Origin of the sequence: Acidipila rosea (assembly GCF_004339725.1) — a bacterium.
Lineage (GTDB): Bacteria > Acidobacteriota > Terriglobia > Terriglobales > Acidobacteriaceae > Acidipila > Acidipila rosea.
The window spans coordinates 303,369-319,838 of record NZ_SMGK01000005.1; the positions used below are offsets into that span (position 1 = coordinate 303,369).

Annotated in this window: 16 protein-coding genes; 14 read left to right on the top strand and 2 right to left on the bottom strand. The window is 59.3% G+C overall.

The genetic code is table 11. The features are described from left to right. Positions 1-4: 4 nt before the first annotated feature. The 12 genes from C7378_RS14965 to C7378_RS15020 all read left to right on the top strand — a co-directional run bounded on the left by C7378_RS14965 (position 5) and on the right by C7378_RS15020 (position 11,908). Positions 5-793 (top strand): c-type cytochrome, encoded by a 789-nt coding sequence (locus C7378_RS14965; RefSeq protein ID WP_131998551.1) that lies wholly within the window; start codon positions 5-7, stop codon positions 791-793. Between the two features lies 1 nt (position 794). Continuing rightward, positions 795-2,075, top strand: coding sequence for a hypothetical protein (locus C7378_RS14970; protein WP_131998553.1), 1,281 nt, complete (start codon positions 795-797; stop codon positions 2,073-2,075). Next, positions 2,062-2,694 (top strand): hypothetical protein, encoded by a 633-nt coding sequence (locus C7378_RS14975; RefSeq protein WP_131998555.1) that lies wholly within the window; start codon positions 2,062-2,064, stop codon positions 2,692-2,694. The genes C7378_RS14970 and C7378_RS14975 overlap by 14 nt, the downstream gene beginning before the upstream one ends. Before the next feature lie 83 nt (positions 2,695-2,777). Next, positions 2,778-3,674: an SCO family protein gene (locus C7378_RS14980; RefSeq protein ID WP_131998557.1), complete on the top strand. Its 897-nt coding sequence runs from the start codon at positions 2,778-2,780 to the stop codon at positions 3,672-3,674. A gap of 9 nt (positions 3,675-3,683) precedes the next feature. Beyond that, positions 3,684-4,760 carry a cytochrome c oxidase subunit II gene (coxB, locus tag C7378_RS14985; protein ID WP_131998559.1) on the top strand — a complete coding sequence of 359 codons (1,077 nt, stop codon included), beginning with the start codon at positions 3,684-3,686 and terminating at the stop codon, positions 4,758-4,760. Then, a complete protein-coding gene (locus C7378_RS14990; RefSeq protein ID WP_131998561.1) occupies positions 4,757-6,427 on the top strand; it encodes a cytochrome c oxidase subunit I in 1,671 nt (556 codons plus the stop codon). The genes coxB and C7378_RS14990 overlap by 4 nt, the downstream gene beginning before the upstream one ends. Further along, positions 6,420-7,163, top strand: a complete 744-nt coding sequence (locus tag C7378_RS14995) for a cytochrome c oxidase subunit 3 (protein ID WP_243648283.1) — start codon at positions 6,420-6,422, stop codon at positions 7,161-7,163. Before C7378_RS14990 ends, C7378_RS14995 begins: the two co-directional genes overlap by 8 nt. Before the next feature lie 31 nt (positions 7,164-7,194). Continuing rightward, the gene (locus tag C7378_RS15000) at positions 7,195-7,503 is read left to right on the top strand and encodes a cytochrome C oxidase subunit IV family protein (RefSeq protein ID WP_131998563.1); all 309 of its coding nucleotides are present in this window, start codon (positions 7,195-7,197) and stop codon (positions 7,501-7,503) included. 135 nt (positions 7,504-7,638) lie between these two features. Next, a complete protein-coding gene (locus C7378_RS15005; RefSeq protein ID WP_131998565.1) occupies positions 7,639-9,060 on the top strand; it encodes a deoxyribodipyrimidine photo-lyase in 1,422 nt (473 codons plus the stop codon). A gap of 43 nt (positions 9,061-9,103) precedes the next feature. Beyond that, the gene (locus tag C7378_RS15010) at positions 9,104-9,649 is read left to right on the top strand and encodes a DUF4337 domain-containing protein (RefSeq protein ID WP_131998567.1); all 546 of its coding nucleotides are present in this window, start codon (positions 9,104-9,106) and stop codon (positions 9,647-9,649) included. 26 nt (positions 9,650-9,675) lie between these two features. Further along, a complete protein-coding gene (locus C7378_RS15015) occupies positions 9,676-10,959 on the top strand; it encodes an alkaline phosphatase family protein (RefSeq protein WP_243648284.1) in 1,284 nt (427 codons plus the stop codon). A gap of 4 nt (positions 10,960-10,963) precedes the next feature. Further along, complete coding sequence (locus C7378_RS15020) at positions 10,964-11,908, top strand: N-acetylglucosamine kinase (RefSeq protein ID WP_165876830.1); 945 nt, start codon at positions 10,964-10,966, stop codon at positions 11,906-11,908. Here the strand turns inward: C7378_RS15020 and nagA are convergent. Further along, on the bottom strand, positions 11,871-13,025 hold the full coding sequence (gene nagA, locus C7378_RS15025) for an N-acetylglucosamine-6-phosphate deacetylase (protein ID WP_131998571.1): 1,155 nt from the start codon (positions 13,023-13,025) through the stop codon (positions 11,871-11,873). The genes C7378_RS15020 and nagA overlap by 38 nt on opposite strands. Positions 13,026-13,054: 29 nt before the next feature. On the opposite strand from nagA, the gene C7378_RS15030 reads away from it, so the two are divergent. Then, positions 13,055-13,915 (top strand): deoxyribonuclease IV, encoded by an 861-nt coding sequence (locus C7378_RS15030; protein ID WP_131998573.1) that lies wholly within the window; start codon positions 13,055-13,057, stop codon positions 13,913-13,915. Here C7378_RS15030 and C7378_RS15035 read toward each other — a convergent pair. Next, complete coding sequence (locus tag C7378_RS15035) at positions 13,912-14,346, bottom strand: hypothetical protein (RefSeq protein ID WP_131998575.1); 435 nt, start codon at positions 14,344-14,346, stop codon at positions 13,912-13,914. The genes C7378_RS15030 and C7378_RS15035 overlap by 4 nt on opposite strands. 236 nt (positions 14,347-14,582) lie before the next feature. Between C7378_RS15035 and C7378_RS15040 the strand changes: the two genes are divergently transcribed. Then, the gene (locus tag C7378_RS15040; RefSeq protein WP_131998577.1) at positions 14,583-16,355 is read left to right on the top strand and encodes a CRTAC1 family protein; all 1,773 of its coding nucleotides are present in this window, start codon (positions 14,583-14,585) and stop codon (positions 16,353-16,355) included. The last annotated feature ends 115 nt before the right edge of the window (positions 16,356-16,470 follow it).

Genomic DNA, 16,470 nt, shown 5'->3' on the forward strand with positions numbered 1-16,470 from the left:
TCCGATGAACCGAATCCGCTCGGAAGCTGCGCGCCACGGCGTGGCGCTGGCAGCGTTAGCAGCCATCTCTCTGCTTGCCGGTTGCAGGCAGGACATGCATAACCAGCCGAAATTCATTCCCCAGCGCGGGACTACCTTCTTCGCAGATGGGCGCTCGGTACGCCCCCAGGTGACCGAGACTGTCGCCCGGGGCCAGCTTGACGAAGATCAGTATTTCTATACCGGTCTGAAAGATGGCAAAGAGCAGAACCTGATGCCGTTTCCGGTGACCATGCAGGTTATGGAGCGCGGACAGGAACGCTTCAACATCTACTGCACCCCGTGCCACTCCCGCGTGGGAAACGGGGACGGAATGATTGTTCAGCGCGGCTATAAGCCGGCGGGCAATTATCATGGCGCGCGGCTGATGGCGAAGCCTCTGAGCCATTTCTTCTATGTTATGACGAATGGCTACGGTGCTATGCCTGACTACTCGGCACAGCTGACCCCGGCAGACCGTTGGGCAGTGGCAGCCTATATTCGCGCGCTGCAGTTGAGCCAGGCCGCTACGACCAAGGACGTTCCAGCGGGTGCTCAGGTCGGCGATCTCACGAATATTGCAGAGAGCGAAGGATATCCGGCGAGCTATGCGGGTCCGTGGCCTCTGCCCGAGACCACCTATGTGGAGGCCAATCCGCGCAGCGGGCTGGCGGCCGGAGCCCCGGTCCACAGTCCAAATCCTCCGGCGACGAAGAACATGCCCATGACGAAAACTACCAAAGGCGAAACGATGCCGCCGAGCGGAGCAAGGTAAGATGGCACATCACGCAAACACCCTGCCTCATGAACTCGATGCTCCGGCTTTTGTAGACGCGTGGCGGACGCGCGCACTTATTACGGGTGCAATTGCCTCCGTTCTGGGTATAGCCATGGGCTTCCTGGCCCATGATGACTGGGAACACTTTTTCCGCTCCTGGCTGCTTGGCTTCATCATCTGCTTCGGCTTCTGCATCGGCGGTATGGCGATGCTGATGGTGCAGTACCTGTCGGGGGGCAAGTGGGGTCTTCTGATCCGCCGATCGCTCGAGGCGATGACCCGGACGTTGCCGCTGGTGTTCCTGATGTTCCTGCCGGTGGGTATCTTCGGTGCGAGCCTCAAGAAGCTCTATATCTGGGCGAGGTACCCCAATACTGAAGATGCTTTGCGTCATCACCTGATCAACGCAGAGCAGGCTCATGCCATTGCCTTCAAGAAGCCCATGCTGAATGTGGTCAGCTTCTGGTGGGTATCGCTTCTTTGCTTCGCGATCTGGGCGGTCTACACCTTCTTCCTGAATCGCTGGTCGCTGCAGCGGGATGCTGATACCGCACCTAATGTGCCCTACTGGCAGACCAAGTTCGAGAACATCAGCGGCTTCGGAGTTCTGCTCTACTCCATCCTGCTCACGGCCGGAGCTATCTACTGGGTAATGTCGCTGGACCCGACCTGGTACTCAACCGTATATGGTCTGCAGTTTCTTGTCGGCCAGGGTTACGGGGTGCTCGCACTGGTGATTCTGACGCTGATCGGGCTTTCAAAGGCGGAGCCGATGAAGACGGTCTTCCGCATCACCGAGCAGCACGATCTCGGCAAGCTCTGCTTCGCCTTCACGATGCTGAACATCTATCTTGCCTTCGCGGCTTTCCTGATTATCTGGTCAGGTAACTCGCCGGAAGAGATTCCCTGGTTCCTCGATCGCATCCGTGGTGGCTGGGGCGTGATTGCTACGCTCGACGTGATGTTTCATTGGCTGCTTCCCTTCACCCTGCTGCTTTCACGCGATTTGAAGCGTATCAAGAGCCGGCTGAAGGTGGTCTGCTACATCATGATCTTCGCCCGCTGCTGGGATATGTTCTGGCTGATCGAGCCCAACTTTGCCGATGCCCGCCGGAACCTGCACATGAGCATCGGAATTCTGGAGTACTGCGTCGTCCCCGTCGCGCTGATCGCCTTCTGGATGGCTTATTACTTTACCCAGTTGAAGCAGCGGCCGCTGGTGGCCACCAACGATCCGCACCTGGCGGAGATACTGGAGCCTGAACATGCCCACGCATAACGAGCATGAGTCGCATAATAAGCCGGGGTCGGTCCGGGAAGGCTTTGAAGTCACCGATGTCAACACGCCTGGCGTCGTCGTCTTCCTGATTGCCATGGCCGTGTCGGTAGGAGTGTTTTTTGTCTTCTGCTACGGCATGGGGAAGGTTATCAACAATGCGCTGATCAAGCGAGATGGTCCGCCTAACAAGTGGAACCAATTCAATATGCCGGGTGCAGCTCCGCGGAACATGGAATCCAACCCAGCTCTCCAGCAGCAGCAGCTCCACGCCCTGACGCAGCGCTTTCCCACTCCGCGCCTGCAACTGGACGACGGAAACCAGGATGTAGCCGATCTGCATGCCCGGGAAGATCTGCTGCTTGAGCACTATAGCTGGATTGACCAGTCCAAGGGCACGGTCCGTATTCCAATAGAGCGGGCCATGCAGTTAATCGTGGAGCGAGGATTGCCGGTTGCGCCGGCAGCACAGCCCTCCGAGCCGCTGATGACGGGAGATGCCAAGCCTGTCGTGCCGATGCCTCTAACGGACGGATTTGCCCGAACGGCTTATGAGCAGCAGGAGCAGGGGCCGTCCAGGGAGCCGGGAGAACAGGCTTCCACCAAGGCTAATAACCACTGAGCACATTTGTTGAGCGGCCAAAAGCCGCCCGTGGCAGAAAACCACGCGCGCGTTAGCATGAATACATGAGATACAGGGACAGAATGCAGGCTTTCACACCAATCCGGACTCGAATAGCAGCATGTCTGGGCCTGCTCCTGTTCGCAATTTGCAGCGCCGCGCCTGCACAGGTCTCGGATTATGGCCAGAAGCAGATGGGAGATCCGGCGCGCGATCATCTGCCCAGCGTGCTCGGGAAGGTTTCCATCACGCAGAAGCTGAATACCCAGGTTCCGCTCGATGAGACCTTTCGGGATGAAACCGGCAAGACGGTCAAGCTGGGCGACTACTTCGGTAGGCGACCTGTCATCCTGGCTCTCGTGTATTACAGCTGCCCCATCCTCTGTTCGGAAGAGCTGGAAGGACTGGTCGGGGCGCTGGAGATGGTCAAGTTCGACCCAGGCAAGGATTTTAATGTCGTCGTGGTGAGCATTGATCCAAGCGAGACTCCGGAGCTGGCGGCAAAAAAGAAGGCCTATTACCTGCAGCGTTACGGCAGGCCGGGAACGGGAGATGGCTTCCATTTTCTTACCGGCCAGGAACCTGCAATCAGGGCACTGGCTGCGGCGACAGGCTTCGGATACACCAGAGTGCAGGGACCGGACGGCAAGCTCAACCAGTTCGCGCACGCCAGCTCGATTGAATTGCTGACTCCTGAAGGAAAGATATCTCAGTATTACCTCGGCGTGGAGTATTCTCCACGAGACATTCAGCTTGGACTGGTCGAGGCGTCGCACAACAAAATCGGTACGCCGGTTGATGACATTCTGACCTATTGCTACCGGTATGATCCGCAGCGGAACCGCCGCAGCCTGGTCGTGGCGAGGATCGTACAGGCCGGTTGTCTGATGACCATGCTTGCACTGGGCAGTTTTATGGTAGTGAACTTCCGCCGCGACATACGCGCAGGCGGGCATAGCGGGACTAGAGCGAACGGATAAAAGGCAACGATGCACATAATCAGTCCAGTACTTTGGGAATTTCTCGTTAATTGGCTAACGCACTTCGCGCTGTTTCCGCCCGAGGCCTCCGGAATTGCGCCTTATACAGATGCGCTCTATTTCTTTCTCGTAGGGATCTCGCTGACAGGCCTGGTGATCGTGGGGCTGCTGGTTGGCCTCTTTTCGGTCAAGTACCGGAAGGAAAAGCATCCTGAAGCGGTCCAGATCGAAGGATCGACGCTCCTCGAGGCAACATGGACGATTATTCCTCTTGCCCTGTTCATGATCGCCTTTGTCTGGGGCGCCTTGCTGTACTTCCGTATCTATACGCCTCCGACCAATGCCATGAATATCTATGTGGTCGGCAAGCAGTGGATGTGGAAGGCTGAGCATCCGGGCGGGCAGCATGAAATCAATGCCCTCCATATCCCGATCAACAAGCCGGTGCAGCTCACCCTGATTTCACAGGACGTCTTCCATAGCTTCTCGATCCCGGCGTTTCGCGTGAAGCGCGAGGCGATTCCAGGACGTTACACGACGGTCTGGTTTGAGGCGACAAAGACCGGCGAGTATCATCTTTTCTGTACGCAGTACTGCGGCACGTTGCACTCGGCCATGATCGGGACGATTTACGCCATGACGCCGGATGACTACCAGGCATGGACCGCCGGCTCGACCAGCGGAACGTCGCTGGCCCAGAACGGGGAGCGGCTCTTTGCCAGCCTCGGCTGCAACTCCTGCCACTCCGGCGCGGCCACGGCGCGCGGGCCGAACCTGGCGGCAGCCTATGGAAGCAAGATTCAGATGTCGAACGGCAGCTATGTCACGGTGGACGATGCCTTTCTCCGTAACGCCATCCTGAATCCGACGATGAACCAGGTTGCGGGTTATGCCCCGATCATGCCAACGTACCAGGGACAAGTCAGCGAGGATGGCCTGATTGATCTGGTCGAGTACATCAAGAACCTCAATTCCAATTATCGTGTTCAGCAGACGTTGAATACGAGTCAGGTCCAGACCCCGTCGCCTGCCATGCCGGGGACTTCTGGTTCAGCAAATGCCGGGCAGGGGATGGTGAAGCAATGAGCACAGCGAGTACAATCGTCAAGCTCCCTCCGCAAGAGGGCGCCACTCTACCGAAAAAGTCCTATCTCAACAGCGAGTACGGGCTGAAAAGCTGGCTGTTGACAGGAGATCACAAGAGGATTGCCATCCTCTATCTGATCTCGATCACATTCATGTTTTTCGTCGGTGGCGCGATGGCTGGCCTTATCCGGCTGGAACTGCTGACGCCACAATCAGATCTGATGGCTACGGATACCTATAACAAGGTATTCAGCATGCACGGGATAGTGATGGTCTTCCTGTTCCTGGTGCCGTCAGTGCCAGCCACGATAGGGAACTTCCTCATTCCAATCATGATCGGGGCCAAGGACCTCGCCTTCCCCAAGATCAACCTGCTGAGTTGGTATCTCTATCTTGCGGGAGCAGCCTTTACTATTGCGGCGATGGTTCTTGGCGGCGTCGATACCGGCTGGACATTTACGACTCCACTCAGTACTCACTATCTGAATACACATGTGGTGACCGCAGGCCTCGGCATTTTCATTGCAGGCTTCTCGTCCATCTTTACCGGTCTCAATTTTATCGTGACCATTCATCGCATGCGCGCCCCGGGCATGACCTGGTTCCGGCTGCCGCTCTTTATCTGGTCGCACTATGCAGCCTCCATTCTCATGGTGCTGGGAACCCCGGTACTGGCTATCTCGCTGGTGCTGGTCATTCTTGAGCGCACGATCGGCATTGGAATCTTTGACCCGACCAAGGGTGGCGATCCGCTTCTCTTCCAGCATCTCTTCTGGTTCTACTCTCATCCGGCCGTGTACATCATGATCCTCCCGGGTATGGGTGTGATTTCCGAGGTTATCTCGACCTTCTCCCGCAAGCGAGTCTTTGGCTATACAGCGGTCGCATTCTCCTCTGTTGCTATTGCGGTGTTCGGCTTCTTTGTTTGGGAACATCACATGTTCATCATGGGTGTTTCAAACTACTCGGCACTCGTGTTCTCGCTCCTGACCATGCTGGTCGCCGTCCCGACAGCCATCAAGATATTCAACTGGTCGGCAACCCTTTATAAGGGATCGATCACCTTTGAAACGCCGATGCTCTACGCGTTCGGCTTCCTGGGCCTTGTAACCATCGGCGGTATGACCGGTGTTTTCCTCGGTTCGATGGGCATGGATATCCATCTCACCGAAACCTATTTCATCGTGGCTCACTTCCACTTTGTGATGGTCGGCGGCATGCTCATGGCCTACCTCTCCGGGATTCACTTCTGGTGGCCTAAGATGACCGGCCGCATGTATCCGGAGCAAGTGTCCAAGCTGGCGGCTCTAACTACCTTCATCGGGTTCATCCTCACCTTCTTCCCGCAGTTCATCCTGGGCTATCTGGGTATGCCGCGTCGCTATGCAGCCTATCCGCCGGAGTTTCAGGTGCTGAATGTGTTGTCGACAGCGGGTGCGACGGTGCTTGGCATCGGCTATCTGTTGCCGATGCTGTACATGACGTGGTCGCTCAAATACGGCAAGATTGCCGGGGCCAACCCATGGCAGGCGACTGGTCTTGAATGGCAGATCCAGTCTCCGCCGTTGACTGAGAACTTTCTAGAAACTCCTATCGTGGACCACGAGGCCTACGACTACGAATGGCTTGCAAATAAGACTCAACACGAGGTCCAGACCGTTGGATAGCCAAGCGATCGCAACCAGTCCGGAGCACACTCCTTCCGTAGAGCACGCTCATCCTCCCTATCTGCGTCACCACTTTGAAACGGTGGAGCAGCAGCGTGAGGCGTCAAGCTTCGGTATGTGGCTTTTCCTGCTCACCGAAATCATGTTCTTCGGCGGTATGTTTGCGGCATACCTGATCTACCGCAACTGGTATTATCCGGCGTTCGTCGCGGGCAGCCACCAGTTGTCGATTGTTCTTGGCACGATCAATACGGCCGTGCTGATCGGCTCGAGCTTTACGATGGCGATGGCTGTTTACAGTGCGGAGACACGTAATCGGAAGGCGCTGATCACCTATCTGCTGTTGACCATCACTCTGGGACTCGTCTTCCTCGGCATCAAGAGCGATGAGTACCACGAGAAGTGGGAGAAGCACCACGTCCCGGGGCTCAACTTCAGTGTGCACGACTTCGTGAACGTGAACCCTGCGTATCCCGATGACAAACCGCTGCCGCTCGACATGGCCGAGAAGACCCAGGTTTACTTCTCGCTTTACTTCGCCATGACGGGCATGCACGCACTGCACATGATCATCGGCATATCCATCCTCATCATCCTTGTTATTAAGGCCTATGGGGGTTCCTATACCGACGGGCATGTATCAACAATAGAGAACTTCGGGCTCTATTGGCACTTTGTCGATATTGTGTGGATATTCCTGTTTCCTTTGCTCTATCTCATCAGCAGGCACCAGTGAGCGCACGACGCGAGAGAGGACTTGATTAAGAATGTCTGAACCAACTGCCAATCCGCACCACGTCGTCGGACCCAAGGTGTACCTCGCCATCGGTGGCACGCTTCTGCTGCTCACCGGGGCAACGACGGCGATCTCCTTTGTCGAGCTGGGCGTCTTCAATGCTGTTGTCGCACTTGCGATTGCAGTAATCAAGGCGATGCTGGTAGTGCTGTTCTTCATGCACATCCGGTACAGCTCAAAGCTTCTCAAATTGACGGTTGCCGCGGGATTTTTTACTTTCCTGGTGCTGATCTCGATGGTCATGACCGATTACATCAGCCGCGCGTGGGGCCTCTGGTAGGCTGGCGGCCGTTGCATCAAAAGGGGCAGCCATCGGCTGCCCCTTTCCATTGGGGACGCCCTTCGTTATAAGGCCACAATAACTTTTCCATCGGAACGCCATGACTGATGGTGGCCAAGTAACATCAGTTTGACCATGAGTTCCACGCAGACACCTCCCTCCCTCGAAGCCCTTGCCGACAACCCTCGTGTCACCGTTCGACGCGCCGGAGCGCCGCTGAAGGACGGCAAATGTGTTGTTTACTGGATGCAGCGTGCTGAGCGCGGGCGCGATAACCCTGCAGTCGATCTAGCGATTGAGCTTGGCAACGCGCTAGGGCTGCCGGTGGTGGCATTCTTTTCGGCCATATCAAACTTTCCCCATGCGAACCTGCGGCACTATGCCTTCCTCAATGAGGGGCTGCCGGATATAGAAGAAGACCTGGCCGGACGCAATATAAGTTTTGTTGTCCGCCGCCCTCCGCTGAATTCGCTGGAGAAGTTTCTCAACGAGGTAGGCGCAGCGATGGTGATTGGAGACGAGAACCCGTGCCGCGAACCAGAACGCTGGCGCAAGGTGCTTGCGCATCGGCTGCAGCTTCCTTACTGGACGGTCGATGCGGACCTGGTTGTGCCCTCCAACTTCTTTCCCAAGCACCAGTATGCGCTGCACATCATGAAGCCTAAGCTCTATGCGGAGATGCAGAAGTATCTCGTGCCCTTTGCGAACCACCGGGCTCTGCATGAGTGGAAGCGGCCGGCAAACTTCGAGTCCTTCGATGTCCGCGAGGATGTCACCCACGGCTGGCGCAACTTCGATCGCAGCGTGGAGCCGGTCGAAAGCTTCAAGGGCGGTACGCATGCTGCGATGGAGCGGCTGAAGGACTTTGTCACGTCCGATCTCGCCCGCTACGATACTCAGCGAAATCATCCCGAATCCGCAGGCACGAGCAGGCTGTCGCCGTACCTGCACTTCGGGCATATCAGCCCGGTCACGATTGTGCTGGCGGCGGATGAAGCCGTAAAGGCAGGGCATGCGACCCATGCGGCGCGGGATGTTTTTGTCAGCGAGCTGGTGGGCTGGCGGGAGCTCTCAGTCAACTTTGTGAAGTACGTGCCGAATTACGACACGATCGAGGGGGCGCCGGACTGGGCGCAAAAGACCCTGCGGGAACATGCGAGAGACAAGCGCGATCCCCTTTATACGCTGGAACAGCTGGAGCGCGGGGAGACGTACGATGAGATGTGGAACGCAGCGCAGCTGCAGATGACGAAGTACGGCTGGATGCACAACTACCTGCGGATGTACTGGGCGAAAAAGATACTGGAGTGGTCGCCGAATCCGGCGACAGGCTATGAATGGGCCGTGACGATGAACGACAAGTACTTCCTCGACGGCCGCGACCCGAACGGCTATGCGGGCGTCGCCTGGGCAATGGCAGGAGTGCATGACCGTCCATGGTTCGAGCGGCCCATCTTCGGGACGATTCGTTATATGTCGGGCGCATCGACGGGTAAGAAATTCAATTCGAAACGGTATATTGCAAATGTGAAGGATGGACGCTGGGCCGGAGATTGAGCGGCTGAACGAGCGTTGTGTGTCCTTGCGCAGAATGGAGAACATGGAACCGAACGAAGCACAGGAGTTGCAGGAGACGCATGAGCAGGCCAATGAGCACCCGACGCTGAAGCCCGTGAGCTTCACGATGAGCGTGCTGGCCGTCCTTGTTGCGATCACGACGGTCTTGGGCCATCGCATGCATACGGAAGCGGTACTCGAACAGGCCAGAGCGAGTGACCAGTGGAACCTCTACCAGGCGAAGAAGATCCGGCAGGCCGATACCTCGCTGGCAGTCGATTATCTGTCGGCTCTGTCGCTGCGGGACATGGCAGGGGCTCAGAAGATGGTGGAGGGCTATAAGGCTCACCTGAAAAAGTGGGCGGGCGATCTGGAGCAGGAGCAGCAACAGGCGCGGGAGTACGAACACGGCGTGCGCAGGGCAGAGCGTCGGGCGAGCCGATTTGATCTTGGTGAAGCGCTGCTGGAGATAGGGCTGGTGGTTACGTCGATTACGCTGCTCACCCGGCAGCGGGCGTACTGGTTTCTGGGCATGGGCTTCGGCGCGGTGGGACTGGTGGTCGCGTTTACCGGATATCTGGTGCGTTGAAGTAATCTGGTTGTTTGAGACACGGCATGCCCAAGTTCACGATGCGGTTGCTGCTGGCGCTGGCGCTCTGTTGCCCGGCGCTCGCGACCGTCCGCGGGCAGACGGCTGCGCCGGTCCTCACGGCAAATAATCCTGCAAATACCCCGGCGCAGCAGCAGAAGCACTACGTGGTGCTGGTTTCGCTGGACGGCTTTCGCTACGATTACGCGAGGAAATATGGAGCCGGCCACCTGCTGTCGATGGCAGCCCATGGGGCGAGCGCGCCGGAGGGCATGATCCCGTCTTACCCGTCGCTTACCTTTCCTAACCACTACACGCTGGTGACGGGGCTTTATCCGGAACACCATGGGATCGTGGCGATGAGCTTCTACGACCCGGCGCGCAAGGAGCGGTACGCCTACAACGATCCGAAGACGAACAGTGACGGCAGCTGGTATGGCGGGACGCCGTTGTGGGTGCTGGCGGAGCAGCAGGGGATGCGTTCGGCGTGCTTCTTCTGGCCGGGCTCCGAGGCAGCTATCCAGGGAGTACGGCCGAGTTATTATCTGCATTTCGACGATAAGTTTCCGGAAGAGCAACGCATCGACCAGGTTGTCGAATGGCTCAGGCTGCCCCCGGAGCAGCGCCCGCATTTCATTACGCTCTACTACTCGAATGTCGATCACGCCGGGCACGAATTTGGGCCGGATGCGCCGCAGACAGCCGCAGCGGTGAAGCGTGTTGATGGGCTTGTGGGCAGGCTTGAGATGCGGCTGGCTGCACTGCATCTGCCGGTCGATCTGATTGTGGTCAGCGACCACGGCATGATACGCGAACAGGGCCCCTGGATCGATCTGGACACGCATGCCGACCTCGCGTCTTTCGTAACCGCGGGTTCGCTGCTCTATGGGGATTCCGAGGCTGCCACAGAGCGGGCTTACCAGCAGTTGAAGATTGCCGACGGCAGCTACCGGGTCTATCGCAGAGAGCATGTGCCGGCGTGGCTGCACTACGATACGAATCCTCGCTCCGGCGACCCGATTGTGGTGCCGACCGGGCCATATGCCATTCGCGCGAAGGCTCCTGCGGCGGGCAGAGAAGATCGCGCGCCGAACACGGGCGGCCATGGGTACGACCCTCGCGAGATGCCGGAAATGAAGGCGATCTTCTATGCTGAAGGTCCGGACATCGGACGAGGGGTGACGGTGAAGCCCTTCGAAAATGTGAACCTCTATCCGCTGATTGCGAGGATCCTTCAGTTGCAGGCGCCGCCGGTGGATGGCAGTATCAATGTTCTGTCGGGCGTGCTCGCCCCGCAGCCAAAGGAGTAGCAGAGTGGCATTGTTTCTTGGCTTCGACGCCGGAGGCACCAAGACCGAGTGTGCGCTGGCCAATGATGGTCATATTGTGGCGAGAGCGCGTGGCGGCAGTATCAAGCCGTTGCGCGTCAGCGAGGAGCAGGCCCAGGAGAACATGCGGCTGCTGCTCGGCGAGATCCAGCGGAAGAGCGGCGCGGAGCTTCGCGAGGTAGCCGCCTCCTGCATTGGAACCGCAGGAGTGCGCCTGCCCCAGACACAGGCCTGGATGAAGAAGATCCTTTCGCAGTACGCCGGAGGGGAGATCGTCGTCTGCGGCGATGAGGTGATTGCGCTGGACGCGGTTTTTCCGGGAGCGGCCGGAGTGCTGGTGATGGCCGGAACGGGATCGAATATCCTGGCTCGCGCGACAGATGGCAGCACTTTCAACGTGGGTGGCTGGGGCCCTGCGCTGGGCGATGAAGGCTCGGGCTACTGGATCGGGCATCAGGCGCTGCGGCTGGCCTTTCGAGCGTATGACTTCGATCAGCCGTCGATGCTGCTGGAGCGGGCGCGCGAGTTCTGGAAAGCGACTACGCTCGGCGACGTGGTGAACATAGCCAATCAGACCCCGTCCCCGGATTTCTCACAGCTTGCGCCGCTGGTGGTGGAATGCGCGGAGGCCGGCGATGCAGTCTCCCGCGAGATACTGGAGCTTGGCGGCCGCGTGCTGGGTGAGTGCGCCTCGCATGCCTTTCGCAAGCTGCGACGGCTGGAGCCGGATGCAGCGATGCCCGGCATCGCCTTTACCGGGGGCATTCTCAGCGGCGTCACCTTTGTGCGCGAGAGCATGATGGCGGAGATTCGCCGCGAGCTTCCGAACGCGGTGGTGCATGGCGAAGCGGCAGACCCGATTGCAGGGGCGCTATGGCGCGCCCGGCAGGCGTTTACGCAGCCACAGGCCGCCCACGCAGCAGCGTTGTAATCACCTCGCCGGAAGGGGAGAGCACTGCGATATCGGCGATGCGCCCCGGGGCCAGCGATCCCACCTGGCCCTCAAAACCCGTCATGCGCGCAGGGTTGCGGCTGGCCAGCAGCAACGCGGTCTCAAGGGGCGCGCCGGTGAAGGCAGTAAAGTTGCGGACGGCGCGGTCGAGCGTCAGGGTGCTACCAGCCAGGGTGTCTTCGCCGATGATGCAGCGGCCGTTGACGACGCGCACCTCAAGTTCGCCCAGTTTGTAGCTGCCGTCGGGCATGCCGGTTGCGGACATGGCGTCGGTGACGAGGATGCCCCGGTCGGCGCTCTTGGCTCGCAGAAAGAGCTTCACCATAGCGGGGTCGACGTGCAGACCGTCGCAGATGATCTCAGCGAAAAGATTATCCTCAGTGAGCGCCACACCCAGAATGCCCGGGTCGCGCTGATCGAGTTTGCGCATGGCGTTAAAGGTGTGGGTGGCGGAAGCCGCGCCGAGCTTGACGCCGCGTCGGGCGGCGGCGGTATCTGCGTCGCTGTGGCCGAGGCTTACGCGCACGCCAACAGCAACGGCGCGGCTGATAACCTCCTCTGCGCCGGGCAGCTCCGGGGCAATTGTCATCAGACGAAGCGTCCCGTTGGAAGCCTGCCACATCCGGTCAAAAAGAGCGGCGGTGGGGGTGAGCAGATCGGCGGTGGCATGGGCCCCGCGCCGGGCGTGCGACAGGAACGGACCCTCAAGATGAATACCGAGGGGCTTCGCTCCGGGAATATCCTGCTGCATGAGCTTCGCGAGCCCTTCAAGCGAATGCAGCAGCTTGTCGAGTGGCGCAGAGACGGTGGTCGCCAGATAGGCGCCTACCCCGCGCTGCGCAAGGAACCTGCCAATCACGGTGAGGGCATCCTCGCTGGCATCCATCACATCGCGGCCCGCGCTGCCGTGGATATGCACGTCAAAGAACGCAGGCGCCAGGGTTGCGCCGGGGAAGTCGAGGCGCTCGCCCGGCGGCAGCTCCGCTGCCTGCTGCGACTCTATGCTGAGGATGACGCCGTCTTCCAGGATGACAACGGGACGCGCCAGCGTTTCGGTTTCAGTGCAAAGCTTTTCCGCGGTGAGGATGGTTCGCATAGCCGGTCTAATTGTATAGTCAGGTTTTAGTGAAAGCGAAACGTATAGGGGTTCATCTCTCGACCTCCGGCGGGGTTTACCGCGCCGCAGAACGCGCGCAGGCAATCGGCGCAAATACATTCCAGATATTTTCCTCCAGCCCGCGCATGTGGCGTTCCGCGCCCGTCGATCCAGCCCACTGCGAGAAGATGCGCCAGCTGCGGGAGGAGTACGGCATTGCGCCGCTGGTTATCCACACGAGCTACCTGGTCAATCTCTGCAGCCAGTCGGAGGAGGTTCGCGCGAAGTCCATCGACGCCTTTCGTGGCGAGGTTGAGCGCGCACTGGCCCTGGGCGCGGAGTACCTGGTGCTGCATCCGGGCTCGTGGCGCGGGCTCACGCGGGAGCAGGGGCTATCGCTGGCGGCGGCGTCCATTGCGAGCGCGGTGGAGGGCATCAAGCTCGACAGCTGCGACTTCCGGATACTCATTGAGAACACGGCAGGCGCAGAGTTTTCGCTGGGCGGCAGCTTTGATCAGGTCGCTGAGCTGATCGAGCGTCTGACGCCGGTTGCGCCCGTCGGCGCATGCCTCGACACCTGCCATACCCATGTCGCGGGCTACGACATTGTCAGTGAGGCGGGCTATGAGGAGACGATCCGCCAGATCGAGGCGACGATCGGAGCGGCGAACGTCCACGTCTGGCACATGAACGATGCCAAGGCGGCGCGAGGGTCCAGGCTCGACCGCCACGAGAACATCGGCGAGGGAACCATCGGGGCGCAGCCCTTCGCGAGGCTGCTCCATGACGTTCGCTTCGCACACAGCGCGTTCATCGCCGAAACGCCGGTCGACGAGCCCAACGATGACGCGCGGAATGTGCAGGCGCTTGTCGCCCTGGCAGCCGGCTAGAAGAGGTGGATGACCAGGCCGGTGCTGATGGTGGTGGAGGTAACGGTTCGGCCGGTGTAAACCTTGCCGTAGGCCAGCTCAACCACACGCCAATCCGTATGCGGCAGGATGTGGTGATCGAGGCCGGCGTCGAGCTGCCACGCCAGTCCCCAGCCTGATGCAATGCCATTGCCGGTGGGCGTAGGCACCTGGTAGCCCGCATGTCCTAGGCCGCCGAGGCCCTCTCCATAGAGTGTGAAGCGCGGCAGATGGGCTGAGATGCGCGGACCGAGCAGCCCCTCATAGACGTGAATGGCTGAACCCTCGCGGAGAATAGAGCCGCGCGCCGTCAGGCCGAGGTGGCGGCTGGTCTGCATGTAGGCGCCCGCTGTCGGACCGTAGACGAAGCCTGATCCCTGGCCGGGACGCGAAGCGCTGAATTCTCCGAACACGGAGAGGTTATGCCTTGATCCTGCCGAACGCGGTTGCGCTCCGGCTTGAGGCAGCCAACAAAGGGGAAGAAAAAGTACAACCAGCAATACCAAAGATTTCATTCCATCTCGCTTTTATGTGAAGAAGTTTTGCGTTGTTGTGAGTTGTGTTGCTGCAAGGCCGGGAGCAGGTTGCGTGCCGATGCGTACTTCGCGCTTTCATGCGCATGTACAATTGGCTGGCAGACTGCTTCCTCATGGTTTTTTCTCGCTATCAGGTCATTGTTACAGCCGCACTCCTGCCGTTATTTATGGCCCAGGCCGCGGCAGCCCAGGCTCACAGCGTGGCCTCGCCTCCACCCTCAGGCGCCAGGTCGCAAGTCTGCAAGGATCGTGTTATCCCCCAACTCGTCGATGTGACGGCGAAGAGCGGGATTACCTTTCGCCACCTTGCCGCGCCGGATAAAAAGTACATCGTCGAGTCAATGAGTGGAGGCGTGATCGTGGTTGACTATGACCGCGACGGCTGGCCTGACATCTACTTTACTAATTCCCCGACGGTGGATATGGCCCTGAAGGGCGAAAAGGCGTCGGGGGCGCTGTATCACAACAACCACGACGGAACCTTTACCGACGTTACAGCGAAGGCCGGTATCGCCACACCCTGCTACGCGATGGGCGGCGCAGTCGGTGACTACAACAACGATGGCTGGCCCGATATCTACGTGACCTGTCTGGGAGGGAACGTCCTCTATCGCAACAATGGCGACGGCACCTTCACCGATGTGACGAAGAAGGCGGGAGTCGCCAACGGACGCTGGTCCACGGGGGCGGCATTTGGCGATTATGACGGCGATGGGTATGTCGACCTGATGGTGACGGACTATGTCGACTTCAAACTGAACGACCTGCCCGGTTTCGGCAAAAGTCCGACGTGCAATTACCGCGGGATCGATGTGCAGTGCGGCCCGCGAGGACTGAAGGGCGCAGGAGACGCGCTGTATCACAACAACGGCGACGGGACCTTTACCGACGTCTCGAAGAGCGCCGGCGTCGATGACGCGCCCGGCTACTATGGTCTCGGCGTGGTCTGGTCGGATCTGGGCAATACCGGGCGGCCGGATATCTACGTCGCCGATGACTCGACGCCCAACTATCTCTACCGCAACGACGGCAACGGCAAATTCACCGATATCGGCTTCGAGTCGGGCACTGCCGTCGATGCAGACGGCTCCGAGCAGGGCTCGATGGGCATCGCCGTGGCCGACTACAACCATACGGGCCGCTTCTCGCTGTTTGTGACCAACTTCGCCGACGAACACAACACCCTCTATGAGAATGACGGCAAGTGGGATTTTCGCGATGTCTCCTACGAGTCGGGCACCGCGCTGCCTTCTCTGCCGTGGGTGAAGTGGGGAACCGCGTTTGTCGATCTCGATAACGATGGCTGGGCCGACCTGATCTCAGTGAATGGGCAGGTCTATCCCCAGGTGGATTCGCTGCCCTCCGGGGCACGGTACCGCCAGCCCAAGAACCTCTTCATGAACGAGCGCAACGGCACCTTCTGCAATGCGGACCGGCAGGCCGGTGCGCCGTTGACTGAGCCCCGCGTCAGTCGCGGTCTTGCCGTCGCCGATTTCGATAACGACGGCAATGTCGATGTGGTGGTCGAGGACCTGGATGGCGCGCCTATGCTGCTGCACAACCAGGGAAGCCCCGGCAACCACTGGGTCAGCTTTGAACTGGCCGGCACGAAGAGTAACCGGCTCGCACTCGGCGCCCGCATCACCCTCACCGCGGGCGGCGTAACCCAGACGGACGAGGTCCGGAGCGGTGGCAGCTACCTGTCGCAGAACGATCTCCGGGTGCACTTCGGGTTGGGGAAGACGACGACGATCGATAAGGTCGAAGTGCACTGGCCCTCGGGGAGAACCGAAGAGATGGCAGGACTTGCAGCCGATCACTTCTATTCAGTCCTCGAGGGCCAGGGCGTGGTTCCTCCAACAAAGATTGCCCCCACCAAAAAATAAAAGCGTTACTTTCGAGGTACGTAGCACAAGAGTATTCCTTGGCCTCGCCAAGGTGCGGCTCCGCGGCTAAATCGCTTTTTGGCTGAAAAGCGAGACAAACAGTTGAATAGTGCCT

What these genes read in the sequence shown, in the direction of transcription:
- nagA (WP_131998571.1), bottom strand. Translation starts at nt 13,025, where the DNA reads ATGCGAACCATCCTCACCGCGGAAAAGCTTTGCACTGAAACCGAAACG.
- C7378_RS15010 (WP_131998567.1), top strand. Translation starts at nt 9,104, where the DNA reads ATGGAACCGAACGAAGCACAGGAGTTGCAGGAGACGCATGAGCAGGCC.
- C7378_RS14975 (WP_131998555.1), top strand. Translation starts at nt 2,062, where the DNA reads ATGCCCACGCATAACGAGCATGAGTCGCATAATAAGCCGGGGTCGGTC.
- C7378_RS15015 (WP_243648284.1), top strand. Translation starts at nt 9,676, where the DNA reads ATGCCCAAGTTCACGATGCGGTTGCTGCTGGCGCTGGCGCTCTGTTGC.
- C7378_RS15000 (WP_131998563.1), top strand. Translation starts at nt 7,195, where the DNA reads ATGTCTGAACCAACTGCCAATCCGCACCACGTCGTCGGACCCAAGGTG.
- C7378_RS14965 (WP_131998551.1), top strand. Translation starts at nt 5, where the DNA reads ATGAACCGAATCCGCTCGGAAGCTGCGCGCCACGGCGTGGCGCTGGCA.
- C7378_RS14980 (WP_131998557.1), top strand. Translation starts at nt 2,778, where the DNA reads ATGCAGGCTTTCACACCAATCCGGACTCGAATAGCAGCATGTCTGGGC.
- C7378_RS14970 (WP_131998553.1), top strand. Translation starts at nt 795, where the DNA reads ATGGCACATCACGCAAACACCCTGCCTCATGAACTCGATGCTCCGGCT.
- C7378_RS15005 (WP_131998565.1), top strand. Translation starts at nt 7,639, where the DNA reads ATGAGTTCCACGCAGACACCTCCCTCCCTCGAAGCCCTTGCCGACAAC.
- C7378_RS14990 (WP_131998561.1), top strand. Translation starts at nt 4,757, where the DNA reads ATGAGCACAGCGAGTACAATCGTCAAGCTCCCTCCGCAAGAGGGCGCC.
- C7378_RS15040 (WP_131998577.1), top strand. Translation starts at nt 14,583, where the DNA reads ATGGTTTTTTCTCGCTATCAGGTCATTGTTACAGCCGCACTCCTGCCG.
- coxB (WP_131998559.1), top strand. Translation starts at nt 3,684, where the DNA reads ATGCACATAATCAGTCCAGTACTTTGGGAATTTCTCGTTAATTGGCTA.